Source organism: Amycolatopsis sp. NPDC049252 (genome assembly GCF_043197175.1).
In the GTDB taxonomy this organism is placed as follows: Bacteria; Actinomycetota; Actinomycetes; order Mycobacteriales; family Pseudonocardiaceae; genus Amycolatopsis.
Genome location: NZ_JBICSQ010000001.1, coordinates 262,205 through 286,152, shown reverse-complemented (window position 1 = coordinate 286,152; position 23,948 = coordinate 262,205). Strand labels below are relative to the sequence as shown.

Annotated in this window: 27 protein-coding genes; 17 read left to right on the top strand and 10 right to left on the bottom strand. The window is 70.5% G+C overall.

What is annotated here, in order from left to right:
* Positions 1-60: 60 nt before the first annotated feature.
* Both ACGFMK_RS01435 and ACGFMK_RS01430 read left to right on the top strand, forming a co-directional pair.
* The gene (locus ACGFMK_RS01435; RefSeq protein ID WP_392757560.1) at positions 61-1,767 is read left to right on the top strand and encodes an SDR family oxidoreductase; all 1,707 of its coding nucleotides are present in this window, start codon (positions 61-63) and stop codon (positions 1,765-1,767) included.
* Between the two features lie 20 nt (positions 1,768-1,787).
* Positions 1,788-2,363: a TetR/AcrR family transcriptional regulator gene (locus ACGFMK_RS01430; RefSeq protein ID WP_392757558.1), complete on the top strand. Its 576-nt coding sequence runs from the start codon at positions 1,788-1,790 to the stop codon at positions 2,361-2,363.
* 26 nt (positions 2,364-2,389) lie between these two features.
* Here ACGFMK_RS01430 and ACGFMK_RS01425 read toward each other — a convergent pair whose 3' ends face one another.
* A complete protein-coding gene (locus ACGFMK_RS01425; RefSeq protein ID WP_392756700.1) occupies positions 2,390-3,538 on the bottom strand; it encodes a citrate synthase 2 in 1,149 nt (382 codons plus the stop codon).
* Between the two features lie 280 nt (positions 3,539-3,818).
* Between ACGFMK_RS01425 and ACGFMK_RS01420 the strand changes: the two genes are divergently transcribed.
* From ACGFMK_RS01420 to ACGFMK_RS01390, 7 genes are all read left to right on the top strand, one after another.
* Positions 3,819-4,121 carry an urease subunit gamma gene (locus tag ACGFMK_RS01420; RefSeq protein WP_328448361.1) on the top strand — a complete coding sequence of 101 codons (303 nt, stop codon included), beginning with the start codon at positions 3,819-3,821 and terminating at the stop codon, positions 4,119-4,121.
* A gap of 11 nt (positions 4,122-4,132) precedes the next feature.
* On the top strand, positions 4,133-4,438 hold the full coding sequence (locus ACGFMK_RS01415; protein ID WP_392756696.1) for an urease subunit beta: 306 nt from the start codon (positions 4,133-4,135) through the stop codon (positions 4,436-4,438).
* Positions 4,438-6,153 carry an urease subunit alpha gene (locus ACGFMK_RS01410; RefSeq protein WP_392756690.1) on the top strand — a complete coding sequence of 572 codons (1,716 nt, stop codon included), beginning with the start codon at positions 4,438-4,440 and terminating at the stop codon, positions 6,151-6,153. The genes ACGFMK_RS01415 and ACGFMK_RS01410 overlap by 1 nt, the downstream gene beginning before the upstream one ends.
* The gene (locus ACGFMK_RS01405; protein ID WP_392756687.1) at positions 6,153-6,833 is read left to right on the top strand and encodes an urease accessory protein UreF; all 681 of its coding nucleotides are present in this window, start codon (positions 6,153-6,155) and stop codon (positions 6,831-6,833) included. The genes ACGFMK_RS01410 and ACGFMK_RS01405 overlap by 1 nt, the downstream gene beginning before the upstream one ends.
* Entirely contained in the window at positions 6,823-7,527 is a 705-nt protein-coding gene (gene ureG, locus ACGFMK_RS01400) for an urease accessory protein UreG (RefSeq protein ID WP_392756682.1), read from the top strand. The genes ACGFMK_RS01405 and ureG overlap by 11 nt, the downstream gene beginning before the upstream one ends.
* Complete coding sequence (locus ACGFMK_RS01395; RefSeq protein ID WP_392756677.1) at positions 7,524-8,222, top strand: urease accessory protein UreD; 699 nt, start codon at positions 7,524-7,526, stop codon at positions 8,220-8,222. The genes ureG and ACGFMK_RS01395 overlap by 4 nt, the downstream gene beginning before the upstream one ends.
* A gap of 371 nt (positions 8,223-8,593) precedes the next feature.
* Positions 8,594-9,304, top strand: coding sequence for a TetR/AcrR family transcriptional regulator (locus tag ACGFMK_RS01390; RefSeq protein ID WP_392756673.1), 711 nt, complete (start codon positions 8,594-8,596; stop codon positions 9,302-9,304).
* A gap of 48 nt (positions 9,305-9,352) precedes the next feature.
* Here the strand turns inward: ACGFMK_RS01390 and ACGFMK_RS01385 are convergent, their stop codons facing one another.
* Positions 9,353-11,038 carry a purine-cytosine permease family protein gene (locus ACGFMK_RS01385; protein ID WP_392756670.1) on the bottom strand — a complete coding sequence of 562 codons (1,686 nt, stop codon included), beginning with the start codon at positions 11,036-11,038 and terminating at the stop codon, positions 9,353-9,355.
* A gap of 227 nt (positions 11,039-11,265) precedes the next feature.
* Here ACGFMK_RS01385 and pdxH point away from each other — a divergent pair, with 227 nt between their 5' ends.
* The 3 genes from pdxH (at position 11,266) to ACGFMK_RS01370 (ending at position 13,916) form a co-directional block, all read left to right on the top strand.
* On the top strand, positions 11,266-11,943 hold the full coding sequence (gene pdxH / locus ACGFMK_RS01380) for a pyridoxamine 5'-phosphate oxidase (protein WP_392756667.1): 678 nt from the start codon (positions 11,266-11,268) through the stop codon (positions 11,941-11,943).
* A 123-nt stretch (positions 11,944-12,066) separates the two neighbouring features.
* Positions 12,067-13,332: an MFS transporter gene (locus tag ACGFMK_RS01375; protein WP_392757555.1), complete on the top strand. Its 1,266-nt coding sequence runs from the start codon at positions 12,067-12,069 to the stop codon at positions 13,330-13,332.
* 23 nt (positions 13,333-13,355) lie between these two features.
* Entirely contained in the window at positions 13,356-13,916 is a 561-nt protein-coding gene (locus tag ACGFMK_RS01370) for a DUF3558 family protein (RefSeq protein WP_392756661.1), read from the top strand.
* Here the strand turns inward: ACGFMK_RS01370 and ACGFMK_RS01365 are convergent, their stop codons facing one another.
* The 4 genes from ACGFMK_RS01365 to ACGFMK_RS01350 form a co-directional block, all read right to left on the bottom strand.
* The gene (locus tag ACGFMK_RS01365; RefSeq protein WP_392756657.1) at positions 13,917-14,855 is read right to left on the bottom strand and encodes a hypothetical protein; all 939 of its coding nucleotides are present in this window, start codon (positions 14,853-14,855) and stop codon (positions 13,917-13,919) included. It abuts the gene before it with no gap.
* A gap of 66 nt (positions 14,856-14,921) precedes the next feature.
* Complete coding sequence (locus ACGFMK_RS01360; protein ID WP_392756563.1) at positions 14,922-15,746, bottom strand: MBL fold metallo-hydrolase; 825 nt, start codon at positions 15,744-15,746, stop codon at positions 14,922-14,924.
* Positions 15,743-16,579 (bottom strand): MBL fold metallo-hydrolase, encoded by an 837-nt coding sequence (locus tag ACGFMK_RS01355; protein ID WP_392756548.1) that lies wholly within the window; start codon positions 16,577-16,579, stop codon positions 15,743-15,745. The genes ACGFMK_RS01360 and ACGFMK_RS01355 overlap by 4 nt, the downstream gene beginning before the upstream one ends.
* Positions 16,579-17,157 carry a TetR/AcrR family transcriptional regulator gene (locus ACGFMK_RS01350; protein WP_392756336.1) on the bottom strand — a complete coding sequence of 193 codons (579 nt, stop codon included), beginning with the start codon at positions 17,155-17,157 and terminating at the stop codon, positions 16,579-16,581. The genes ACGFMK_RS01355 and ACGFMK_RS01350 overlap by 1 nt, the downstream gene beginning before the upstream one ends.
* Positions 17,158-17,278: 121 nt before the next feature.
* On the opposite strand from ACGFMK_RS01350, the gene ACGFMK_RS01345 reads away from it, so the two are divergent.
* From ACGFMK_RS01345 to ACGFMK_RS01325, 5 genes are read left to right on the top strand one after another with little or no spacing between them, the layout of a single operon-like run.
* Positions 17,279-17,881 (top strand): protease pro-enzyme activation domain-containing protein, encoded by a 603-nt coding sequence (locus tag ACGFMK_RS01345; protein ID WP_392756242.1) that lies wholly within the window; start codon positions 17,279-17,281, stop codon positions 17,879-17,881.
* Between the two features lie 10 nt (positions 17,882-17,891).
* Positions 17,892-18,797, top strand: coding sequence for an aldose 1-epimerase family protein (locus tag ACGFMK_RS01340; protein ID WP_392756123.1), 906 nt, complete (start codon positions 17,892-17,894; stop codon positions 18,795-18,797).
* The gene (locus ACGFMK_RS01335; protein ID WP_392756059.1) at positions 18,764-19,249 is read left to right on the top strand and encodes a GNAT family N-acetyltransferase; all 486 of its coding nucleotides are present in this window, start codon (positions 18,764-18,766) and stop codon (positions 19,247-19,249) included. The genes ACGFMK_RS01340 and ACGFMK_RS01335 overlap by 34 nt, the downstream gene beginning before the upstream one ends.
* A gap of 9 nt (positions 19,250-19,258) precedes the next feature.
* Positions 19,259-20,008 (top strand): hypothetical protein, encoded by a 750-nt coding sequence (locus ACGFMK_RS01330; RefSeq protein WP_392756046.1) that lies wholly within the window; start codon positions 19,259-19,261, stop codon positions 20,006-20,008.
* 45 nt (positions 20,009-20,053) lie between these two features.
* Complete coding sequence (locus tag ACGFMK_RS01325; protein ID WP_392756038.1) at positions 20,054-21,271, top strand: amidohydrolase; 1,218 nt, start codon at positions 20,054-20,056, stop codon at positions 21,269-21,271.
* Positions 21,272-21,341: 70 nt separating this feature from the next.
* On the opposite strand, the gene ACGFMK_RS01320 is transcribed toward ACGFMK_RS01325, so the two are convergent.
* The 4 genes from ACGFMK_RS01320 to ACGFMK_RS01305 form a co-directional block, all read right to left on the bottom strand.
* Positions 21,342-21,947 (bottom strand): Uma2 family endonuclease, encoded by a 606-nt coding sequence (locus ACGFMK_RS01320; protein ID WP_392756033.1) that lies wholly within the window; start codon positions 21,945-21,947, stop codon positions 21,342-21,344.
* A 103-nt stretch (positions 21,948-22,050) separates the two neighbouring features.
* Positions 22,051-22,203, bottom strand: coding sequence for a hypothetical protein (locus ACGFMK_RS01315; RefSeq protein WP_392756030.1), 153 nt, complete (start codon positions 22,201-22,203; stop codon positions 22,051-22,053).
* On the bottom strand, positions 22,200-22,736 hold the full coding sequence (locus ACGFMK_RS01310; protein WP_392756028.1) for a Uma2 family endonuclease: 537 nt from the start codon (positions 22,734-22,736) through the stop codon (positions 22,200-22,202). The genes ACGFMK_RS01315 and ACGFMK_RS01310 overlap by 4 nt, the downstream gene beginning before the upstream one ends.
* 45 nt (positions 22,737-22,781) lie before the next feature.
* Positions 22,782-23,918: an acyl-CoA dehydrogenase family protein gene (locus ACGFMK_RS01305; protein WP_392756025.1), complete on the bottom strand. Its 1,137-nt coding sequence runs from the start codon at positions 23,916-23,918 to the stop codon at positions 22,782-22,784.
* Positions 23,919-23,948 lie beyond the last annotated feature (30 nt).

The following is a 23,948-nucleotide window of genomic DNA, read 5'->3' as shown; positions in this document are numbered from 1 at the left end:
AATGATCAGCCGCCGTCTTATTGACAAGTTGTCTAACATGACAGAATGCCTCACACGTGGGTGACAGCCAGCGACGGTGTCCGCCTCTCGGTCGAGATCGACGGCCGTGATGACGGCCCCACGGTCGTGCTCGTGCACGGCTATCCCGACAACAGCTCGATGTGGGACGGCGTCAAAGCCGAGCTGCGCGGCAAGCACCGCGTGGTCACCTACGACGTTCGCGGGGCCGGACAGTCGGGCAAGCCGTCAGGACGCTCGTCCTATCGGCTGGACCAGCTGGCCGATGACCTCAAGGCCGTCGTCGACGAGGTGCAGCCGAATGGCAGAGTGCACCTGCTGGCCCACGACTGGGGGTCCATCCAGACCTGGCACGCCGTCACCGGCGATGGCCTGCGCGGACGCGTCGCGTCCTTCACCTCGGTCTCCGGGCCGAGCCTCGACCACGCCGGCGCGTGGTTCCGCGCTCAGCTGACCCGCCCGTCGCCGAAGAAGATCAAGAACGCGCTCACCCAGTTCCTGCACTCCTGGTACATCCTCGCGTTCCAGCTCCCGTTCCTCCCGCCGCTGCTCTGGCGCACCGGCATCATGCCCGCGCAGATCGCCCGGATGGACCCCGGCGCCGCGAAGCCGAGCACCAAGGACGGCGTCAACGGCCTCGAGCTGTACCGCGCGAACATGTTCACCCGGCTGAGCCGCCCGACTCCTCGTAACGCCGACGTCCCGGTGCAGGTGCTGGCCCCGACCGGCGACGCCTTCGTCACGACGCCGCTGCAGACCGAGATCGCCGAATGGGTCCCCGACCTGCGGGTTCGCCGGATCGTCGGGACGCACTGGGTGACCCGCACCAAGCCGAAGGTCATCGCGGACGCCGCCGCCGAGTTGATCGAGTACGCCGAAAACGGCGCCGAGAGCCGCGCTCTCCGGAAGGCGAAAGTCGGACCGAAACAAGGCCGGTTCGCGCACCGGCTGGTCGTCGTGACCGGCGCGGGCAGCGGCATCGGCCGCGCCACCGCGCTCGCCTTCGCCGACGAGGGCGCCGACGTCGTCATCACCGACATCGATCCGAACGCGGCCGCGGAGACCGTGAAACTCCTGCAGGACAAGGGGGTCGACGCCGCCGAGTACACAGTGGACTCCAGTGACGGCCCCGCCGTGCACCGGTTCGCCGAGCGGGTCAAGGCCGAGCACGGCGTGCCGGACATCGTGGTCAACAACGCCGGGATCGGCATGTCCGGATCGTTCCTCGACACGTCCGTCGAGGACTGGGAACGCGTCATCGACGTCAACCTCTGGGGGGTCATCCACGGCTGCCGCGCGTTCGCGCCGATGCTCGCCGAGCGGGCCGAAGGCGGCCAGATCGTCAACCTGGCGTCCGCCGCGGCCTACCTGCCGTCGAAGATCCTTTCCGCTTACGCCACCACGAAATTCGCCGTGCTGACGCTGAGCGTCTGCCTGCGCGCCGAGCTCGCCGCGGACCGCATCGGCGTCACGGCCGTGTGCCCGGGCATCGTCAAGACCAACATCACCAACACCACGCGGTTCGTCGGGGTGTCCGAAGAGGAGCAACGGCGGCGGCAGAAGGAAAGCTCGAAGCTGTACGCGCGCCGCGGATTCGGGCCGGAGGGCGTCGCGAAGGACATCCTGCGGGCGGTGGAGAAGAACACGGCGATCGCACCGTCCACTCCGGAGTCGAAGGTCGCGCTGGTCCTTTCGCGACTGACGCCGGGGCTGCTGCGAGCGGCGGCGAAGCTGGACGTCACCCCTTGACCGTCCGCCGGCCGCGGCGGATGTCGCCGCAGGCCCGCCGCGACGACCTGATCCGCGCCGCGCTCGACCTCTTCGGGTCACGGCCGCCGGAACTGGTCACGGTGGACGACATCGTCGCGGCGGCCGAGGTGTCGCGGCCGTTGTTCTACCGGTACTTCCCCAACCTGCGCGAACTCCAGGTCGAGGCGCTGCGCACCGTCACCGACGGGTTGATCGACGGCCTCGCCGGGCTCGACGAGGGGCCGCCGGAGGTGCGGTTGCGCGCGGCCGTCCGCGGCCTGATCGACGTCGCGGACAACTACCGCGCGGGCTACATCGCCTTGCTGCGCAGTGGATCCGTGATCGCGACGTCCGAAACGGACGCGGCGATCGACGCCGTCCGCAACCGCGCGGTCGCCCTGATCCTCGACGCGCTCGACGTCACGGACCCGTCGCCGTTGCTGCTGCTGACCCTGCGTTGCTGGACGGCGGTCGTCGAAGGCGCGCTGCTGAGCTGGCTCCAAGAACGCACGGTGCCCCGCGAATCCCTGGACGGCTGGCTCGTCGACCAGCTCACCGCGATGCTCGCCGCCACCGACGCGCACGAGCGGGGCTGACCCCGCGTCAGCCCCGCTCGCGGCGGTCAGTGCTTGGTGACCAGTTCCCAGCCTTCGACGTCTTCCGGCGTGCGCGGCGCCGGGCCGACGTACTTGGCCGACGGCCGCACCAGGCGTCCGGTCCGCTTCTGCTCCAGGATGTGCGCGGCCCAGCCGGCGGTGCGCGCCGAGCTGAACATCGACGGCATCATGTGCGGCGGGACCTGCGCGAAGTCCAGGATCACGGCGGCCCAGAACTCGACGTTCGTCTCGATCGGGTGATCCGGACGCCGCTCGCGCAGCTCCTTCAGCGCGGCCTGCTCCAGCGCCGCGGCGACCTCGTAGCGCTCGGCACCCAGTTCCTGGCAGGTGCGCCGCAGCACGCGGGCCCGCGGGTCCTCCGCGCGGTAGACGCGGTGGCCGAAGCCCATCAGCCGCTCCTTGCGGTCGAGGATGCCCTTGACCAGGCCGGCGGCGTCACCGGTGCGTTCGACTTCTTCGATCATCGGCAGCACGCGCGCCGGGGCGCCGCCGTGCAGCGGGCCGGACATCGCGCCGATCGCGCCGGACATGGCCGCCGCGACGTCAGCGCCGGTCGAGGCGATGACGCGGGCGGTGAAGGTCGACGCGTTGAGGCCGTGCTCGGCGGCCGACACCCAGTAGGCGTCCAGCGCCCGGACGTGGGCCGGGTCCGGCTCGCCGCGCCAGCGGACCAGGAAGCGCTCGGTGATCGACTGGGCCTCGTCGACGCGGGCCTGCGGGACGGCCGGCTGGCCGATGCCGCGAGCCGACTGCGCGACGTACGACAGGGCCATCACCGAGGCGCGGGCCAGCTGCTCACGGGCCTCTTCGTCGGTGATGTCGAGCAGCGGGCGGTAGCCCCAGATCGGCGCCAGCATGGCCAGCGCGGCCTGGACGTCGACCCGGACGTCGCCGGTGTGCACCGGCAGCGGGAACGGCTCGGCGGGCGGGAGGCCGTGGCCGAACCGGCCGTCCACGAGAAGACCCCATACGTCGCCGAAGGTCACCTTTCCGGCGAGGTCTTCGATGTCGACGCCGCGGTAGCGCAGCGCACCGCCGTCCCGGTCGGGTTCGGCGATTTCGGTGTGGAAGGCGACAACGCCCTCCAGACCCGGTCGGAAGCCGTCGTCGGGTTGGCCGGACGGCTGTGGCTTGCTGATCGTGGAGGTAGTCACTGTTTCGCGAAACCTTTCGGTGCGCTTTCTTCCCCGGCTGGTCGCGCTGACGGGATACGCACGGAAAGCGCGCGCACCATCGCACGGATGGATAGACCTTGCTCCCTCGATCGCCGGGGGGCAATCGAAAGAAGCGGTGGTTTCGGTCACGATTACGAGAACGATTCAGTCACGCAGGACGTCCGGCCGGAGAATTTTCGCCACCGACTGTGACGAAGCCCAGGTAAATCCTGTGTTTCCGAACCGGGCGCCGCCGTGGTCCGGGTGATAGACCTAGCTGATGCACCTCAGCCCGCAGGAGCGCGACAAGCTGCTGATCCACGTGGCGGCGGACGTCGCGCGGAAGCGGCTGGACCGCGGGGTCCGGCTCAACTACCCGGAGGCGGTCGCGCTGATCACCGATCACGTCCTCGAAGGCGCCCGCGACGGCCGCACGGTCAGCGAGCTGGTCGCCAGCGGCCGGACCGTGCTCGGCCGGGCCCAGGTCCTCGACGGCGTGCCCGAGATGGTCGACTCCGTGCAGGTCGAGGCCACGTTCCCGGACGGCACGAAGCTCGTCACCGTGCACGACCCGATCGTCTGAGGGGGACCTCGATGCGTCCAGGCGAGATCATCCCCGGCGACGAGCCGGTGGAGCTGAACCCGGGCCGCGAGCGCGTCCGGCTGCTCGTGCGCAACCTCGGCGACCGGCCGGTGCAGGTCGGCTCGCACTACCACTTCGCGGCCGTGAACCCGGGCCTCGAGTTCGACCGCGACGCCGCCCGCGGGCACCGGCTCGACGTCCCGGCCGGCACGTCGGTGCGGTTCGAGCCGGGCGTCGAACGTGAGGTCGACCTCGTTCCGCTCGCCGGGGCCCGTCGCGTACCGGGGCTGCGGTCCGAATTTTCGGGAGATTTCTGATGCCGCAGATCGACCGCGAGCGCTACGCGGAACTGTTCGGCCCGACCACCGGCGACCGGATCCGGCTCGCCGACACCGACCTCCTGATCGAGGTCACCGAGGACCGCTCGATGGGCCCGGGCGGCTCCGGCGACGAGGTCCTCTTCGGCGGCGGCAAGGTGATCCGCGAGTCAATGGGCCAGGGCATGGCGACCCGCGCCGAGGGTGCGCCGGACCTGATCATCACCGGCGCCGTCATCCTCGACCACTGGGGCGTCGTCAAGGCCGACGTCGGCGTGCGGGACGGCCGGATCGTCGGGATCGGCAAGGCGGGCAACCCGGACACGATGGACGGCGTCGACCCGGCGCTCGTCATCGGCCCGTCGACCGAAGTGCTGTCCGGCAACGGCAAGATCCTCACCGCGGGCGGCATCGACTGCCACGTCCACTTCATCTGCCCGCAGCTCGTCGACACCGCACTCGCCGCCGGGCTGACCACTTTGGTCGGTGGCGGCACCGGGCCGAACGAGGGCACGAAGGCCACCACCGTGACGCCCGGCGCGTGGAACCTCGGCCGGATGCTGTCCGCCATGGACGGTTACCCGGTCAACGTCCTGTTGCTGGGCAAGGGGAACACCGTCCGGCACGAGGCGCTGCGCGAGCAGCTGGCCGCCGGCGCGGGCGGGTTCAAGCTGCACGAGGACTGGGGCACGACACCCGCCGCGATCGACGCCTGCCTGACCGTGGCCGACGAATCCGGCGTCCAGGTGGCCATCCACACGGACACGCTGAACGAGGCCGGCTTTCTGGAGTCCACTGTGGACGCCATCGGCGGCCGCTCGATCAACGCGTACCACACCGAAGGTGCCGGCGGCGGGCACGCGCCGGACATCATCCAGGTCGTCTCGCTGCCGAACATCCTGCCGTCGTCGACCAACCCGACCCGGCCGCACACCGCGAACACCCTCGACGAGCACCTCGACATGCTGGTGGTCTGCCACCACCTCAACCCGTCGGTGCCCGAGGACCTCGCGTTCGCCGAGAGCCGGATCCGGCCGACGACCATCGCGGCCGAGGACGTCCTGCACGACATGGGCGCGATCTCGATGATGAGTTCGGACTCGCAGGCGATGGGCCGGATCGGCGAGGTGATCATCCGGACCTGGCAGACCGCGCACGTGATGAAACGGCGCCGCGGCGCGCTGCCCGGCGACGGCGCGGCCGACAACCTGCGTGCCCGCCGTTACGTCGCCAAGTACACGATCAACCCGGCCATCGCGCACGGCATGGAGACCGAGATCGGCTCGGTCGAGGTGGGCAAGCTGGCCGACCTGGTGCTGTGGGAGCCGAAGTTCTTCGGGGTCCGGCCGCACGTGGTGTTGAAGGGCGGTTTCCCCGCGTGGGCGGCGATGGGTGACGCGAACGCGTCCATCCCGACGCCGCAGCCGGTCATGGCCCGGCCGATGTTCGGCGCCAACATCGGCGCCGCGCTGAGCCTGCACTTCGTCGCACCATCCGCTTTGGACAGTGGTTTGCGGGAGACCTTCGGCATCACGCGGCCGCTGGTCGCCGTGTCGAACACCCGAGTGCGGACCAAGGCGGACATGGTGCTCAACGACGCCACGCCGGACGTCCGGGTCGAGCCGGACAGCTTCGCGGTGCACGTCGACGGTGAGCTGATCGAGCCGCAGCCGGTGACCGAACTGCCGATGGCCCAACGGTACTTCTTGTTCTGATGGACCTTTCGGCACTCATCCTCGCGGACTCGCGCTTCCCCGGCGGCGGGCACGTTCACAGTGGCGGGCTCGAAGAAGCCGTCGCGCGAAAACTGATTCAGTCCACAAGCGACCTCCCGGGGTTCCTTTCCGGACGGTTGCGGACGGCGGGCCTGCTGGCGGCGGTTTTCGCTGCGGCGTCGGCTCATGCGGCTTCGCGGTCCGTCGCGAGTGGACACTGGGCCCGGCTGGACGCCGAGCTGGACGCGCGGACGCCCTCGCTCGCGCAGCGCGAGGCGTCGCGGGCGCAGGGCCGGGGAACCGCGCGGGCCGGGCGGATCTCCTGGCCGTCACCGGTGCTTTCCTCGCTGCTGGCGGAAACTCCCCGGCCCCACCATCCGATCGTGCTGGGCGCGCTGGTCGGGGTCGCGGGCGGTTCGCCGCACGACGCCGCGATGGCTGTCGCCTACCTGGCGGTGAGCGGGCCAGCCAGCGCGGCGGTGCGGTTGCTGGGGCTGGACCCGTTCGCCGTCAACGCCGTCGTCGCGCGGCTCGACCTGCGGTCGGTGTGCGAGACCGCGGCGGCGGTGGCGGGCGACGACCCGGCGTCGCTGCCGTCACCCGGATCGCCCGGGTTGGATCTGTTCGCCGAGGCGCACGCCCGGCATCACCAGGAAGAGGTGCGTCTCTTTGCCAGCTGAAGGTCACGGCCACGGGCACTTTCACGAGGTCAACTTCGATCCGACGGCCGCCGAGCCCGACCACTACGACGCGGCGCCGACGGCCGGGCGTGCGTACCGGATCGGCATCGGCGGCCCGGTCGGTTCGGGCAAGACGGCGCTGACCGCGGCGCTGTGCCGGGCGCTGGGCGACGAGATCCAGCTCGCGGTGGTGACGAACGACATCTACACGACCGAGGACGCGGACTTCCTGCGTCGCGCGGGTGTGCTCGACCCGGAGCGGATCGAGGCGGTGCAGACCGGCGCGTGCCCGCACACGGCGATCCGCGACGACATCACCGCGAACCTCGACGCCGTCGAGCGCCTGGAAGAGAAGTTCCCGGGGTTGGATCTGGTGATCATCGAGAGCGGCGGCGACAACCTGACCGCGGTGTTCAGCCGCGGCCTGGCCGACAGTCAGGTGTTCGTGGTCGACGTCGCGGGCGGCGACAAGGTGCCGCGCAAGGGTGGCCCCGGCGTCACGACGGCGGACCTGCTGGTGATCAACAAGATCGACATCGCCCACCTGGTCGGCGCGGACATGGACGTGATGACGTCGGACGCCCACCGGATGCGCGGCGAGCTGCCGGTGATCACCCAGTCCCTTGTGGACACTCCGGACGCGCCGGCGGTGGCCGGCTGGGTCCGGTCATTGCTCCCGGTCCGCGCCGGGTGAAGGCCCACGCCCGGCTGACCGCGTGCTTCGACGGCTCACGCACGATCCTGCGCGAGCTGCGTTCGATGGCCCCGCTGACGCTGTTCCCGCGCCGTGGCGGCGGCCGGACGGCGGTGGTCCACCTGGTCAACTCGGCGACGTCCCCGTTGGGCGGCGACGACCTCCTCCTGACGATCCACGTCGGCCCGGGAGCGTCGCTGCGGCTCTCGGGTGTCGCGGCTACTTTGGCGCTGCCCGGCCTGCACGGCGAAGGTTCGCTGTCCACAGTGGACATCTCGGTGGCGGAGGGCGGTTCACTGGAGTACCTCCCGGAGCCGACGGTCATCACCGCCCGGGCCCGGCACACGGCCGTCTTCCGGGCGTCCCTGGCGGACGACGCTTACCTGCACACGCGCGAGGTCCTGGTGCTGGGCCGGGCGAACGAGAAGCCGGGCGCACTCACGACGTCCCAGCAGGTCACGCGCGGTGCGGTGCCGGTACTGCGCCAGACGCTGACGATCGGCGACCCCGCGCTGGACGCCAGCCTGGCCCACCTGGCGGGCCGCCGGGTCCTGGCCACGGACCTGGTGATCGGCGGCCAGGAGTTGCCGGCGGCCTCGGGTGAGTGGTGGTCCCGCACGCCCCTCGCCGCGGGCGGCACCCTCACAACCTCTCTGGCCCCGGACGCGGTCACGGCGTTGGCGCCCCTGTCGTGAGGGGCACCCCATGGACTTAAGAGCCATGAGGGCGCCCCTCACGGCCTGCGGAACCCGGTGTCGCCGTGCTGAGGTCCCGGGCGGACGCGGCTATTGCGAGCGCGGAGTCCGGCATCGCAGAAGTACATGGGCGCAGCGGGCCTCGACGTGCCGCCGCTCGCCGGGGAAGGCCCCCTGCGCCGTCCCCGGCGAGCGGAAGTTGTCGAAGATCGCTCCGCGAAGGCGGTTGCGCGAGCGGGATGCGCTTGTTCTCGATACCGTGCGCCGGCGGGTTCGGGGAGCGAATCCCGCGGAGCCATTGGTAATGAAGATTTTCACAATTTACTCACCCGGGTAGGATCTGGCAATCCCTCGGAAGGAGGAGAGAATCGGTGGCTCGCACGTACGGCGGGGTCGCGCCCGAGCAACGTCGTGCCGACCGTCGTCAGCGGCTGCTCGTGGCCGGCCTCGAGTTGTTCACCTCCACCGGTTTCCGGCACACCAAGATCACCGAGATGTGCGCGCGGGCGGGGGTGTCGACGCGGAACTTCTACGAGGAGTTCTCGAGCAAGGAGGACGTGCTCCGCACCCTCCACGACCAGATCAACAGCCTGGCGCTCGCGCACGTCACCGCGGAGCTCGACAAGGTCGCCGACGCCGACGCGCTCACCCGCATCTCGAAGCTGCTGGACGTCTTCATCGCGACGGTCACCGTGGATCCCCGGATGCCGCGCCTCAACTACGTCGAAGCGGTCGGCGTCAGCCCCGAGCTGGAGGCGCAGCACCAGGTGTGGGTCGACCGCTGGGCGAACTTCATCGCCGCCGAGGCTAGCCGCGCCGCGGAGCACGGCGTCGCGCCCGTGCGGGACTACCGGCTGACGGCGATCGCGCTGGTCGGAGCGGGTACCGGGCTGCTGCGTGAATGGCAGGCGCACGATCCGCCGCTGCCGGTCGAAGAGATCGGCGCGGAGTTCCGCGCGATGATGCTGTCGGCCATCATGCGGCCCGTCAAAATCTTGGACATCGAGGGCAACCGCGGCGCCTCTTCCGACGTTGAAGAGTCGAGCCGGGAGGGGGGCCCGGGGGGAACCCGGCCAACGTGAAGGCCCGCTCACCTGCTGCGGACGCAGGTGAGCGGGCCTTCTCGGACTTTACGCCTGGCGCGGTGCGGGCATCCCCAGCGAAACGGGGCCCGTCTCCTGGCACAGGTCGTGGCAGCTGTTGTCGAGCGTGCAGCACAGCGAACAGATCGGCCCGCTCTGCTTGGCGCAGTCGGCGACGTCCGGCAGTTCGTACGGATCACCGCAGACCGAGCAGGTGTACGTCGCCAGCAGGTCGACGTCCTGCTCCGGCCCGGACACGGTGTTCGGCCGGGCCAGGTAGTACTTCCCGCGCGTCACCACCGCGAGTGTCGGCACTCCCGCGATCGCGATGACCAGCGCGAGCAACGGGCTGAACGCGGCCAGGAACTGTCCGAAGGCACCGAAGTACGCCGCGATCGACACCGCCGAGGCGACGAGCATCGAGCCGAAGCCGACCGGGTTGATCTTGTGCAGGTAGGCCCGTTTGAATTCGATGTACTTCGGCGAGAGCCCGAGCGGCTTCGCGATCACCAGGTCCGCGCACACCGCGCCGATCCAGGCGATCGCGACGTTCGAGTAGAAGCCCAGGATCTTGTTCAGGAAGCCGAACGCGCCGAACTCCATCAGCGCGAGCGCGATCCCGCAGTTCACCAGCACGTACCAGACGCGGCCCGGGTGCTTGTGCAGCACGCGGGAGAAGAAGTTCGCGAACGACAGCGAGCCCGAGTACGCGTTGGTCGTGTTGATCTTGATCTGCGAGACGACGACGAACAGCGCGGCGAACGTCAGCGCGACCGGCCCGAGAGCCGGCTTGACCGCTTCGACGTACGGCGCGATCGGCTCGAGCGCGGCCGTCTTGCCGACGACGCCGAGCGCGAGGAACGCCAGCAGCGCGCCGCCGATCTGCTTCGCGGCCCCGAGGATCACCCAGCCGGGCCCGGCGGCGAGCACCGCGGTCCACCAGGACCGCTTGTTCTCCGCCGTCTTCTCCGGCATGAACCGCAGGTAGTCGGCCTGCTCGCCGATCTGCCCGATCAGCGACAGCGCGACACCCATGCCGAAGCCGAACCCGATCGCCGAGAACCCGGATCCGGCACCTTCCGTGCCGCCGAAGGCCGCGAAGTCGGCGAAGCGGCCCGGCTCGCGGACGAGCACGACGACGAACGGCAGTACCAGGCCGGCGAGCCACAGCGGCTGCGTCCAGGTCTGCATCTTCGCCACCGCGCCCATGCCGTAGAGCGCGAACGGCAGCACGATCAGCGTGGCGATGAGGTAGCCGACGGCCAGCGGGATGCCGAGGGCGAGCTCGAAGGCCTGGCCCATGATCGAGCCTTCGAGCGAGAAGAAGATGACCGTGAAGCTCGCGTAGACGAGCGAAGTGAGCGTCGACCCGAAGTAGCCGAAGCCGGCTCCGCGGGTCAGGAGGTCCATGTCCACTCCGGACTTCGCGCAGGCGGCCGCGATGGGCACGCCGGTCGTGAAGATGACGACGGCGGCGGCGAGGATCGCCAGCACCCCGGAGGTGAAGCCGTAGGAGAGCACGATGCTGGCGCCGATCGCGAAGTCGGCGAGGTAGGCGATGCCGCCCAGCGCCGTCGTCGCGACCACGAACGGTGACCATTTCCGGAACGAATGAGCGGCGAAGCGCAGTGAGTAGTCCTCGCGGTTTTCGTTTGCCGCGAGCGGTGCGTACGTACGTTTCGGGGGAGCCGTTTCGGGGGTGCCTTCTTCGGCGTTCGACAGGATCTCGGTCATGCCTGCCTCCGGGGTGGTGGGGAACGGGCCGAAGATAGGCGCGTCCTTTATCGATCCCGGTCCAGGAGGTAACACGGGCGTAAATGCTTGCTGACGGGCGGTTACGCCCCGATGGCGCGAAGGTCGTGTCGGGAGTCACCGTTCAGTGGGTTCCGTTGCAGCTCGCGAGGCCCTAACGTCACCTGGACCCAAGTGTCAGGGCCCCGACCGGGTACGGAGGTTTGGCGATGATGCCGGAGATCGAGGACAAGGTGGAAGACGCCGTAGTACGCCTGCCCGGGATGCGCGTCGCCTACGACGGCGCCGCGTTCGACGAGTCTGCCCTGGCGGCCACGTGGACCGACCAGTTGCAGGGCTGGCTGAACCAGGCCGTCGCCGCCGGGATCGCCGAACCCAACGCGATGGTGCTCGCGACCGCGGACGCCGAAGGCCGCCCGTCGTCGCGCACCGTGCTGTGCAAGGGCCTCGACGAGCGGGGTGTCGTGTTCTACACGAACTACACCTCGGCGAAGAGCCACGACCTGACGGCGACGCGCTACGCGTCGGTGACGTTCCCCTGGTACGCGCTGCACCGCCAGGTCCACGTCCGCGGCGAGGTCGAGAAGGTCGGCGTCAAGGAGACGGCGGAGTACTGGGCGCAGCGGCCGCGCGGCTCGCAGCTCGGCGCCTGGGCGTCGCCGCAGTCCCGCGTCGTCGACGGGCGCCGCGCCCTGGACACCGCGCTGAACGGCATCGAGCGGCGCTTCGCCGACGTCGAGCAGATCCCGGCCCCGCCGCACTGGGGCGGCTGGCGGATCCGGCCCGACCTCGTCGAGTTCTGGCAGGGCCGCGAGGACCGCATGCACGACCGCCTCCGCTACATGCGCCACGAGGACGGCTGGAACATCGAGCGCGTCGCGCCGTAGTTCGTTTCTTCCGAAGGGCCCTCGCCACGGCGGGGGCCCTTCGGCGTCCGGCGACGAAAATCACGCGCCCCGGGATAGTTAGCCGAGCTAAGCTCGTTGGTTGTGAGTGATCAACCGGGGACGTTGCCGCCCCGCACGGGCGTACGCGGGCTCCTCGGTCGCATCATCGTCGACACCCGGCCGCTGAAGATCCCGGCCTTCCGCCGGCTGTGGCTGTCCACTGTGGTCACCGCGATCGGCACCCAGCTGACCGCCGTCGCCGTGCCCAAGCAGGTCTTCGACATCACGGGCTCGTCGGCGTACGTCGGCCTCAGCGGCCTCGTCGCGCTCGTCCCGCTGCTCGTCTTCGGCCTCTGGGGCGGGGCCATCGCCGACGCCGTCGACCGGCGGAAACTCCTGTTCGTCACGAACGTCGGGGTCGCGATCACGTCCGCGCTGCTCTGGCTGCAGGCGTTCATGAACTTCGGCTCGGTGTGGCTGGTGCTCGGCCTGCTGGCCGTCAACCAGGCGTTCTTCGCGATCAACATGCCGACCCGCGGCGCCGTCGTCGCCCGGCTGGTGCCGGCCGAGCTGCTGCCGTCGGCGAACGCGCTGAGCACCACGATGTCGACGTTCGGTGCCGTGTTCGGCCCGCTGCTGGCCGGGGCGCTGATCCCCGTCCTCGGCCTCTCGACGCTCTACCTGATCGACGTCGTCGCCCTGACGATCACGCTCTTCGCGGTCTGGCGGCTGCCGTCGATCCCGCCGCTGAACGGGCCGTCGCGGCGGGCCGGCGTCCGCGACGTCGTCGACGGCTTCCGGTACCTCGCCGGGCAGAAGATCCTGCTGGCCTCGTTCGTCGCGGACATCATCGCGATGGTCTTCGGGATGCCGCGCGCGCTGATCCCGGAGATGGCCGAGCGCACGTTCGGCGACCCGCCCGGCGGCGGTCCCGCGCTCGGCTGGCTCTACGCGGCGCTGCCCGCGGGCGCGATGCTGATCGGGCTGTTCTCCGGCTGGCTGACGCGCATCCACCGCCAGGGTGTCGCGGTCGTCATCTCGATCTGCGCGTGGGGCGCGGCGGTCGCGGCGTTCGGGCTCGCGCACTCGCTGTGGCTCGCGGTCGTCTTCATGGCGGCGGCCGGCGCCGCGGACATGGTCAGCGCCGTCTACCGGATGGCGATCCTGCAGACCGCGACCACCGACGAGATGCGCGGCCGGCTCCAGGGCGTGTTCACCGTGGTCGTCGCCGGCGGGCCGCGGATCGCCGACCTCACCCACGGCTGGGGTGCCGCCGTGTTCGGCACCGCGGCCACGGCGACCGTCGGCGGGCTGCTGGTGATCGTGCTGGTCCTGGCCTCGATGCTGGTGCTCCCGGCGTTCTGGCGGTACCGGGCGCCGACCGCTTAGGCCGTTCGGACTAAGGTGCGGGCATGCGTAAGCTCGCCGTCGTTTTGGTCGCTTTTGCCACTTTGACCGCCTGCTCGTCCGGATCCCAGCCGGCTCCGGCGCCCCGCTCGTCGTCACCCGCGCCGAAGCCGACGCCGACGCACGATCCGAACGCCACGGCCGCGTCGCTCGACCCGTGCAAGATCCTGCCCGCCGACGCCGTCTCGAAGGCGCTGTTCCTGGACAACCTCACCGCGGTCGCCGGCCCGTCGCAGGACAACGCGGCCAACGGCGGCAAGTCGCGCAGCTGCGAGTACAAGCTCGGTGACAAGGCCGCCGGCGCGCTCGCCGTGACGCGCTTCGAAGGCCGCGAGGGGAAGCCGGCCGAGATGGTCGCGTCGATCAAGAAGGGCAAGGCGGGCGCGCGGGACGTCGCCGGGTTCGCCGACGGCGCGGTCTACTACGTCGACGAGCAGAAGACGGCGACCCTCGCATCGGCGAAGGTCGTGTCCGGGACGCCCGTGCTGATCAACTACACCGGCCCGGCGAAGATGACGCCGGAGCAGATGGCCCCGCTGGTCAAGACCGCCCTCGCGGCGAGCTGATCAGGCCCAGCCGACGAGCTGCAGGCCGGCCTCCGGCAGCTGCTTCAACGCGGGCCGCGTGATCGCGCCGGGTGTGGTGGGTGAGTCGAACCATTCGCCCCGCGTCGACTGGTAGAGCACGGTGGCCCGGTCCGGCGCGGCGGCGGTTTTGCTGATCCGCGGCTCGGACCGCTCGACGAGCTTGGTGAGCTGCGCGCCGCCGCCGCCGAGCTTCAGCCGCGCGAGCACGCCGTGTGCGTCGGTGCCGGTGGCGGCGGACATCAGCGCGGTGGTGGCGTCGAGCGCCGTGACCAGGTGGTAGCGGGTGCCGGCGTCGTCGTAGGTCGCGTAGGCGAGCGCGCCGGCGGAGTCGGTCAGGTAGGCCAGGGCGCCGGCGCGGTGGACGTTCTTCCAGGTGAGCACGCCACCCTGCGGGTCGGGCCACCAGGCTTGGCCGTGCTGGTCGTCCGGCGGCACGACGTCGGCTTCCTTCGTGTTCTGACCGGGCCGGGTGTAGTCGGTGGAGTAGACGGCCTTGCCGTCGTCGAAGTACAGCTTGGTCCCGGCCGGGCCGAACCGCGGGTTCCGGAAACCCGGCACGGCGCCGGTGCGTTCGTAGCGCCGATCGCGCTTGTTCAGCTTGAAGACGTCGACCTCGCCGCCGGTCTCGAGGGTGGCGTAGCGCCCGTCGGGGGAGACGAGGTCGAGCTTGGTGGCCGGCCCGTCGAACCGGGACGGCGAGGTGTCGTGTCCGGGCAGCGGCAGGGTGGTCTTCACGGCGCCGGTGGCGGGATCGGCGAAAACGACGTCGTCGTGCCCGGCCCCGCGCTGGAGCAGCACGACCCCGGAGAGGTCGAGCGGCACCGGATCCGGGGTGGCCGCGGGAGCGGGTGGCGTGCCACTCCCGCACGCCGTCACCAGGAGGGCGAGCAGCACCACGCACCCCATCCGCGCCACCATCGGCTCTCCCGTCGTCCGCGGCTCAGATGCGGCGGGAGAACGTCCGGTTCCCTCGGCTTCACCGGATCATCGGCGCAGGGCGGCCAGTTCCACCGGGCTGTGGGCCGAGAACACCGTCACCTCGTCCTGGTGGTCCTTCACCAGTTCCTGCAGCCGGGCCAGGTTCTCCAGGCGGGCTTCGCGCTTCGTCTGGACGAGGTTCTGGAACACCGTCATGCCCGGCGGGCAGTGCGGGGCGACCGGGTCGAGCTGGCCGTGGAAGAAGTACGCGTCGCCGGCGTGCAGGAGCCAGCCGTCACCCGTGTCGATCGCGACCCCGGTGTGGCCGAGCGTGTGGCCGGTCAGCGGGACCAGCAGGATCTCCTCCGGCAGGCCCTTCAGCGATCGGACCGCCTCGAAGCCGAACCAGGGCTCGCCCGTCTCGTCGTAGGTGCTCCACAGTGGACGGTGGGCGAACTGGGCCGCGCGGTAGCGGTACTTCTCGGCCGCGTTCGACGGGGCCGTCGCCGCCCGGCGCTCCTCGGTGCGGACGTGCACCGCCGCGTTCGGGAAGTCCGCCAGCCCGCCCGCGTGGTCGACGTCCAGGTGGGTCGGCACGATGTGGCGGACGTCGGCCGGGTCGAGGCCGAGCGCCTCGATCTGCGCGACCGCCGTCTCGGCCTGCGAGAGCCGGGCGCCGACCATCGCCAGGAACGGCCGGCCCAGCCACTTGCCGGGCTGGGCGACCCCCTGGGTGCCGAACCCGGTGTCGACCAGGACCAGGCCGTCGCCGGTCTCGATCAGCAGGCAGTGGGCGACGAGTTCCGCCCGCCGCAGCAGCCCGGGCTCGCCGTCGAGCAGCTTGCCGCCCGTGGGGCGCATCGTGCCGCAGTTGAAGTGGTGCACCTTCATACGCTGCTCCTGGTGCTCAGCCGGAGGAACTGGGTCTCGTCGTGCGCGGCGAACACGCTCACCTCGTCGCCGTGCTCCTGAACAAGCTGTCGCAGGCGGGCGTGGTTGTCCAGCCGGGCGCCCTTCACCGTCTCCATGTGGCCCTCGAACCACTTCAGGCCGGGCGGGCAGTGCGGCGCGGCCGGGTCGACCTGGCCGTGGAAGAAGAACGAGTCGCCCGCGTTGAGCAGCCACCCGCTGCCGGTGTCGACGGCGACCCCGGCGTGTCCGCGGGTGTGCCCGCCGAGCGGGATCAGCAGGATCTCGTCGGTCAGGCCGTCCAGCCGCCGGACGGCGCCGAAGCCGAACCACGGTTCCCCGGTGTCCGCATAGGACGTCCACTGTGGACCATGGCTGAACTGGATCGCCCGGTAGCGCCCGCGTTCCGCGGCGTCACGTGGTGACCGCAGGGCCCGCAGCTCCTCGGCGTAGACGTGCACCCGGGCCCACGGGAAGTCGATGAGGCCGCCCGCGTGGTCGAGGTCGAGGTGGGTCAGCACGATGTCCCGGACGTCGGCGGGGTCGAAGCCGAGCGCCCGGATCTGCGTGATCGCGGGCAGGGCGGCGTCCGCGACCGGGTTCGACTGCCGGACGAACCCGGTGCCGAGCCAGGCCTCGCGGTCGACGGCGGCCGGCGTGCCCGTGCCGGTCTCGACCAGCACCAGCCCGGTGGCCGTCTCCAGGAGCAGGCAGTGGCAGACCATGGTGGCGCGGCGGAACAGGCCCGGCCGGCCGTCGACCAGCTTGCCGCCGAGCGGGCGCATGGTCCCGCAGTTCAGGTGGTGGACGCGCATCAGGAGAACTCCCGGTCGAGGGTGGTGTGCAGGTGGGCGGCGACGGCCCGCAGCGGGGCGACGTCGCGGCGGGTGCGGGCCAGCAGCAGCCCGCCTTCGACGGCGGCGAGCACGACGGTGCCCAGCTCGTCGGCGCGGTCCGGCCCGAGTCCTTGCGCGGCAAGGTAATCGGTGAGGATGTCGTGCCAAGCCGAGTAGCCGTCCGCGCAGGCCTCGCGGATCGGCTCGCTCTCGGCGGCGGCGTCCAGCGCGACCGTCGCAAGTGGACAACCGCGCTGGAAGTCCGACTCGGTGAGGAAGTTCGCGAGCGCGTCGACGACCCGGTCGATCGCGGTCGCGACGTCCGGGGCGTCGGTGACGACCGCGCGGAGCAACGCGCCGGTGCGTGCACTGGACAGCCGGACGGCCTCGGCGGCCAGTTGTTCCTTGCCGCCGGGGAAGTGGAAGTAGAGCGACCCCTTCGGCGCACCCCCGGCCGTCGTCAGCTGGGTGAGGCCGGTGGCGTGGTAACCCTGCGAGTGAAACAGGTCGGCGGCGGTGTCGAGCATCCGCTGCCGCGTGTCGGTGCGGCGAACCATGGAAGGGACCGTAGCTCAAACTATGACGACCGGTCTAGTGAGTAACGCTGAAAAGCCGGTCTGCGGCCATCCGGGTGAGGCTGCTGGTCTGACCGAGCGGTAGAGCGCATCATCACTAAGCGTGAGCGAATCCGACTTCGTGGCACTGCCGGGTGGTGTTTGCCGAGAGCTGCCCAGGACCGCCGTCACCTCGCGGCGGCGCATCACCGTGACGCTCGTGCTGCGCCGGCGTTCGTCAATCCCTGACCAGCTCATCGAGGGTCCGGACACTCTCGGACGAGAGCTGTTCGCCGAGCGGCACGGGGCCGACCCGGTCGACGTCGAGATCGTCCGCGCGTCCCTGAAGGGCCTCGGGCTGGAGGCCGGGGAGAGCGATCTCGGTACACGGAAAGTAATCGTTTCGGCTCAGCGCGGGACCCTCGTCCGGGCCTTCGGGACCAAGCTGCACGTCGTCCACGACGGCGAGCGCGTCCGAACGGGTGAGTTGTGGATCCCGGCCGAGCTCGACGGGATCGTCGTCGCGGTGCTCGGCCTCGACGACGGGCCCGGCGAGTTCCTGACCACCCTGGCCGCCGCGGTGCACGCCGAGCCGACCCCGCCGGTGCTCGACCTGGGCGACGATCTCGCGGACGAGGACTGGACCGGGCAGGAACGCGCGGTGCTGGCCGACGTGCTGGCGGACGCGGCGGCGCTGGGCATCAAGGTCGTGCCGCCGCGTCGGTAAGGTCGTCCGCATGGGCAACCCGACCGGTCAGCAGTTCGAGATCACCCGCGGCAACGCGCGCGCCGTCGTCACCGAGATCGGTGCGGGCCTGCGCGCGTTCGAAGTCGGCGGAGTGCCGTACGTCGAGGAATTCCCCGAAGACGCGAAGCCGCCGAAGGGCGCCGGCCAGGTGCTGCTGCCCTGGCCGAACCGGACCAAGGCCGGCAAGTGGACGTTCCAGGGTGCGGAGCAGCAGCTCGAGATCACCGAGGAGGCGCGCGGCAACGCCATCCACGGCCTGACCCGCCACCTCGAGTGGGAGCTGCTCGAGCACGCCGAGTCGTCGATCACCATGGCCGTCGACGTCGCGGTGCAGCCGGGGTGGCCGGTGCCGCTGCGCGCGACGATCACCTACGACCTCGCGCCGCGCGAGCTGACCATCACGCACGAGATCCGCAACGAGGGTGAGCAGCCGATCGGCGTCGGCGTCGGCACGCACCCGTACTTCCGGATCGGCGACGTCCCGACCGACGAGCTGACCCTCACGCTGCCCGCGAGCCGCGTCCGGCCGTACCTCGGCGACGAGCAGATGCCGTATTCGCCGGAGCAGGACGTCGAGGGCACCGAGTACGACTTCCGCAGTGGCCGGATGCTCGAAGGCGTCGACCTGGACACCGCGTTCGGCGGTCTTTCGGCGGCCGAAGACGGGCTGCACCACTTCGTCCTCGCGCACGGCGACCAGCAGCTGCTGGTCTGGACCGGCCCGGACTTCCACTGGGCGCAGGTCTTCACCCCGGACGACCTGGTCGGCCGCGGCCGCGCCGTCGCGATCGAGCCGATGACCTGCCCGGCCGACGCCCTCAACACCGGCACCGACCTGCTGGAGCTGGATCCGGCGGCGTCGTGGTCGGGCAGCTGGGGCATCCGGGTCAGGTGAAGCCGCTTCGCCTGGGCGTCGCCGACGCGGGCGAAGTGCTGACGCTGCAACGCGCGGCGTACGTCACCGAAGCTCGCGCCCACGACGACCTCGACCTGCCGCCGCTGCTGGAAACCCTCGCCGAGACGCGCGCGGCGCTGCTGGGTCTTTCGTGGGGCTTCCGGGACGCGGGCCGGCTGATCGCGTCGGTGCGTTTGACGGTGACGGACCACGTCGGGGTGATCGGCCGCCTGGTCGTGGCCCCCGACCGGCAGGGCTCCGGCCTCGGCGCCTTGATGCTGCGCGCCGCGGAGGACCTGGCTCCGCCCGCGGTGACGCTGTTCCGGCTGTACACGGGCTCGGGCAGCGTGGTTCCCCTGCGCCTGTACGCGAAGCACGGCTATCGCGAAACGCACCGGACGCCCGAGAACAACCACGAATTGGTGCATCTGGAGAAGGCCAGGGTTCCGTAGGCTGCTCCGGTGCAGACGGTGTCGTTCTGGCAGGCCTGGGGGCTGTGGTTCGACGGCCGGTCCGTGGCGGGTTACCAGATGTGGGGCTTGCCGGTGCTCTGGTGGGGCCGGATCGGCAAGCTCGGCCAGTTCACCGGCGGGCTGGTGGCGATCATCGACATCGTGGGCGTCGCCCGGATCACGGCGTGGGGCGAGCGGCTGCGGGCCAGGCCGATCGAAGGCTCTCGCAAGACACTCGCCGAGGCCTGGCGGCGGCGGGCCGACATCTACCGCGACGTGTACCGGGACATCGTCGACGACGTGGCTCGCCGGTCCGCGGCGAGGAAGCCCCACCTGTACCCGCGCGGCGGCCCCAAGAAGCGGCAGCTCGAGCCCGAAGCCCTCCGGGTGAAGCGGATCCTGTGGACCGTCTTCGGCGTCCTGATCGCGGCGGCCTGGGCACTGATCATCTGGTCCGAAATCGCCGGGGGCCCGGCGCCGCAGCGCACCGAGGACGGTCTCGCCTGGTACTGGTGGGTGCTGGCCATCGTCGGCGTGATCGTCTTCGCGTTCACCTGGTACTGGATCCTGATGGCCGTGCTGGCCGGGTTCTCCATGGCGGCGAACCTGCTCGCCCGCGCGTTCCCGCTGGTCGTCTACGGCTTGTTCGTCTGGCCGCCGCTCGTGCTGCTTCGCGGCCCGCAGCCCGATCGGTCGCTGCGCGTCATCGGCGTCTTGCTGGTCGTCGCGGGATTCGGGCTCGATCTGCTGGCGAGCTGAGCCCCGCGTCGCGGCGCCCCGGCCAGTTCGTTAGCGTGGCGAACTATGGCGAAGGCAATTGTCGGGGGCTACGTCGTCCCCATCGACGGTGATCCCATCGACGGCGGCACGGTCCTGATCGACGACGGCAGGATCGTCGCCGTCGGCACCGAGGCCGACGTCGACATCCCGGAGGACGCCGAACTGGTCGACGCGGCCGGCACCTGGGTGCTGCCCGGCTTCATCGACGCCCACGCCCACCTCGGCGTCCACGAGGACGGCGAAGGCTGGGCCGGCAACGACACCAACGAGATGACCGACCCGAACGGTGCCCGCTTCCGCGCCGTCGACGGCATCGACCCGTACGAGCCCGGTTTCGACGACGCGCTCGCCGGCGGGGTCACGAGCGTCGTCATCAAGCCCGGGTCGGGCAACCCGATCGGCGGCCAGACGATCGGCGTCAAGACCTGGGGCCGCAGTATCCTCGACATGATCTTCGCGGAGCACGTCAGCGTGAAGAGCGCGCTCGGCGAGAACCCGAAGCGCGTGTACGGCGAGAAGAAGCAGACGCCGTCGACGCGGCTGGGGGTCGCCGCGATCCTGCGCGAGGCGTTCACGAAGGCCCGCAACTACCAGGCGAAGCGCGACCACGCGGCGTCCGAGGGCAAGCCGCACGAGGTCGACCTGACAATGGAGACGCTGTCGAAGGTCCTCGACGGCGAGCTGTACTGGGACCAGCACGTGCACCGCGCGGACGACATCGTGACGGCCATCCGGCTCGCCGACGAGTTCGGCTACAAGCTGGTGATCAACCACGGCACCGAAGGCCACCTGATCGCGGACCTGCTGGCCTCGCGCGACGTCCCCGTCATCCTCGGGCCGCTGTTCACCACGAAGTCCAAGGTCGAGCTGCGCAACCGCACGCTCCGCTCCGCCGGCATCCTGGCCCGCGCGGGCGTCAAGATCGCGATCACCACCGACCACCCGGTGATCCCGATCAACTTCCTGGTCTACCAGGCGGCGCTGGCGGTCAAGGACGGTCTCGACCCGCACACGGCCCTGCGTTCGCTGACGGTCAACCCGGCTGAGATGCTGGGGCTGGACAGTCGGATCGGCTCGCTGAAGCCGGGCCTGGACGCGGACGTCGTCCTCTGGTCCGGCGACCCGCTGGACGTGATGAACCGCGCCCTGCGGGTCTTCGTCCGCGGCGCCGAGGTGTACCACTTCGACGAGCAGCGGGGCGAAGGCGTATCGGCGGACCGCCGCTACCGCGAGTCCCGCTGACCGTCCCCCAAGCGGACGGACGACACGCCGGTTACCGGGCGGTTCCGGCGTGTCGTCCGTCTATTTTCGTTCATGAGAGCAGGGCGTCGAGGTCGAGTTTGACGGGGAACGGGACGTCGGTCGTGAAGGTGCCGGTGACCGCGGCGGCGTCCTGGTAGCCGAATTCTCCGGCCTGGTGACAGGCGACCAGGGAGACCGGTTCGGTGATGTCGACGATCCAGTAGTGCGGGATCCCTGCGTCGGCGTATTCGTCGTGCTTCACCTGGTAGTCGGTGCGTTTTGAGCCCGGCGACATGACCTCGGCCACCACGGCTACCTCGTCGGCGCGAAGCATGTCGCCGTCCCGACGGACACGGGCGACCGCAGCTCTCTCGACGATCACCAAGTCGGGGCGGCGGGAAAAGCCAGGTCTGCCCGGCGGAACCAGACCGAGGCTCACGTCGGTTTCGGGCACGACGCGGAGGTGGCCCGGCAACTGCCCGGCGAGTTGCTGCCCCAGCTCGAACACGACGATGTTGTGCTCGGTCTTGGGACTGGGCGACATCACGACGCGACCCTCCACGAGTTCGGTGAAACCGGAGTCGGTTTCACCGAGCGCCGCGTACTCCTCGATCGTCAGCAGGTGATCGGGGATCTCCCACCGGCGGGCAGGTTCCGGCTGGGGAAGTGCAGTCACAGCTTCTCCTCACGTCGCCGGAATTGTCTCACGGCCCAAGTTCAACCATGAGTAACCGTATTCTTACTCTTCGTGAGACACCTTTCCCTCGACCGGGTCAAGATCATGACGGGACATCGGTCGTGAAGGTGCCGGTGACCGCGGCGGCGTCCATGTAGCCCTGGCACGCGACCAGCGAGAACGTCGCAGCCGAGCTCGGACGGCCCTGGGGATAGAGTCGGCGGGCCAGCTGAAGGGCCGCCAGCAGACGATTCATGACAGCAGCGCGTCCAGATCGAGCTTGACCGGGAACGGGACGTCCGCCGTGAAGGTGCCGGTGACCGCCGCCGCGTCCTGGTAGCCGCGGCACGCGACGAGCGAGACCGGCTCGTCCAGGTCGATGATCCAGTAGTGCGGGATGCCGGCGTCGGCGTATTCGTCGTGCTTCACGCGGTAGTCGGTGCGCCGGGAACCCGGTGACACGATCTCGATGACCACCGCCACCTCGCCGGCGCGGATCATGGCGTGTCGGGTGATCGCGGCCCGGGCGAAGACCAGCAGGTCCGGGCGGCGGGCGAAGCCGGGTTCGCCGCGAGGTGAAAGGCGCAGGTCCAGGTCACTGCCGAGGACGAAGGCGAGGTCGCGCGGCAACTGCCGTTCGAGCTGTGCCGCCAGCCGGCACGCGGCCAGGTTGTGCCGCCGGCCGGCGCCGGGTGAGGGCACCACGCGGCCTTCCACGAGTTCGGTGAAACCGCGGTCGGTGTCACCGAGCGCCGCGTATTCCTCGACGGTCAGCAGATGGCCAGGCATGCGAAAAACCGTATCCGTACCCGGCGTGCGACACCCCTAATCAGGTCAGGCGTGCTTCAGCTCCCGGGCGATGACCATGCGCTGGATCTGGTTCGTCCCTTCGAAGATCTGCGGCACCTTCGCCTCCCGCATGTACCGCTCCACCGGGAAGTCCCGCGTGTAACCCGCCCCGCCGAGGACCTGGACCGCGTCCGTGGTCACCTTCATCGCGCCGTCCGTCGCGACCAGCTTGGCGATCGACGCCTGCCGCTGGAACGGCATCCCGCGGTCGCGTCGCCGGGCTGCGTCCAGGTACGTCGCGCGCGACGACTCGACCGTGGCCGCCATGTCCGCCAGCAGGAACTCGACGCCCTGGAAGTCGATGATCGGGCGGCCGAACTGGGAGCGGCCCTTCGCGTAGGAAACCGCTTCGTCCAGGGCCGCCTGCGCCAAGCCCACCGCGCACGCCGCGATGCCGAGACGGCCGGAGCTGAGGGACGACAACGCGATTCGCAGTCCCTGTCCCTCCGAACCGATGAGGCGAGAGGCGGGGACCGCGGCGTTGTCGAAGATCAGCTGGGCCGTCGGCGAGCCCGTGAGGCCCATCTTGCGCTCGCGCGGCGCCGCCGAGAGGCCGGGTGTCGAGCCGTCGACCAGCAGGCAGGAAATCTCCTGCTCGCTCGTGCGGACCATCGTCGTGTAGAAGTCCGCCACACCCGCGTGGGTGATCCACGCCTTCGTGCCGTTGACGACGTAGTCCGCGCCGTCCAGACGTGCGCGTGTCGACAAAGCGGCCGCGTCCGAGCCCGCCTGGGTCTCCGACAGGGCGTACGCGCCGAGCAGCCCCCCTTCGAGCATGTCCGGCAGCCACTCGTCGCGCTGCTCGTCGGTGCCCCAGTTCGCCAGGCCGTAGCAGGACATCGTGTGCACCGAGAGGCCGACGCCGACCGTCATCCAGGCGGCCGCGATCTCCTCGAGCACCTGCAGGTACACCTCGTACGGCACGTCGCCGCCGCCCCAGCGCTCCGCGTACGGCAGCCCCAGCAGCCCGGACTTGCCGAGCAGCCGGAACTGCTCACGCGGGAACCGTTCGGCCTCCTCGGCCTCGGCCGCCCGCGGGGCGAGCTCGTCGCGAGCGATCTCGGTCGCCAGCGCGACCAGGTCCTCGGCGTCCGAATCGGGCAGCAGGCGTTCGGCGGGCATGTCGTCCTCCCAGGCAACGGTACTGAAAAC

Excerpts from the sequence above, each read along its gene's own strand:
- ACGFMK_RS01430 (WP_392757558.1), top strand. The coding sequence starts at position 1,788 with ATGTCGCCGCAGGCCCGCCGCGACGACCTGATCCGCGCCGCGCTCGAC.
- ACGFMK_RS01420 (WP_328448361.1), top strand. The coding sequence starts at position 3,819 with ATGCACCTCAGCCCGCAGGAGCGCGACAAGCTGCTGATCCACGTGGCG.
- ACGFMK_RS01415 (WP_392756696.1), top strand. The coding sequence starts at position 4,133 with ATGCGTCCAGGCGAGATCATCCCCGGCGACGAGCCGGTGGAGCTGAAC.
- ACGFMK_RS01410 (WP_392756690.1), top strand. The coding sequence starts at position 4,438 with ATGCCGCAGATCGACCGCGAGCGCTACGCGGAACTGTTCGGCCCGACC.
- ACGFMK_RS01405 (WP_392756687.1), top strand. The coding sequence starts at position 6,153 with ATGGACCTTTCGGCACTCATCCTCGCGGACTCGCGCTTCCCCGGCGGC.
- ACGFMK_RS01385 (WP_392756670.1), bottom strand. The coding sequence starts at position 11,038 with ATGACCGAGATCCTGTCGAACGCCGAAGAAGGCACCCCCGAAACGGCT.
- pdxH (WP_392756667.1), top strand. The coding sequence starts at position 11,266 with ATGATGCCGGAGATCGAGGACAAGGTGGAAGACGCCGTAGTACGCCTG.
- ACGFMK_RS01370 (WP_392756661.1), top strand. The coding sequence starts at position 13,356 with ATGCGTAAGCTCGCCGTCGTTTTGGTCGCTTTTGCCACTTTGACCGCC.
- ACGFMK_RS01365 (WP_392756657.1), bottom strand. The coding sequence starts at position 14,855 with ATGGTGGCGCGGATGGGGTGCGTGGTGCTGCTCGCCCTCCTGGTGACG.
- ACGFMK_RS01360 (WP_392756563.1), bottom strand. The coding sequence starts at position 15,746 with ATGAAGGTGCACCACTTCAACTGCGGCACGATGCGCCCCACGGGCGGC.
- ACGFMK_RS01355 (WP_392756548.1), bottom strand. The coding sequence starts at position 16,579 with ATGCGCGTCCACCACCTGAACTGCGGGACCATGCGCCCGCTCGGCGGC.
- ACGFMK_RS01350 (WP_392756336.1), bottom strand. The coding sequence starts at position 17,157 with ATGGTTCGCCGCACCGACACGCGGCAGCGGATGCTCGACACCGCCGCC.
- ACGFMK_RS01340 (WP_392756123.1), top strand. The coding sequence starts at position 17,892 with ATGGGCAACCCGACCGGTCAGCAGTTCGAGATCACCCGCGGCAACGCG.
- ACGFMK_RS01325 (WP_392756038.1), top strand. The coding sequence starts at position 20,054 with ATGGCGAAGGCAATTGTCGGGGGCTACGTCGTCCCCATCGACGGTGAT.
- ACGFMK_RS01315 (WP_392756030.1), bottom strand. The coding sequence starts at position 22,203 with ATGAATCGTCTGCTGGCGGCCCTTCAGCTGGCCCGCCGACTCTATCCC.
- ACGFMK_RS01310 (WP_392756028.1), bottom strand. The coding sequence starts at position 22,736 with ATGCCTGGCCATCTGCTGACCGTCGAGGAATACGCGGCGCTCGGTGAC.
- ACGFMK_RS01305 (WP_392756025.1), bottom strand. The coding sequence starts at position 23,918 with ATGCCCGCCGAACGCCTGCTGCCCGATTCGGACGCCGAGGACCTGGTC.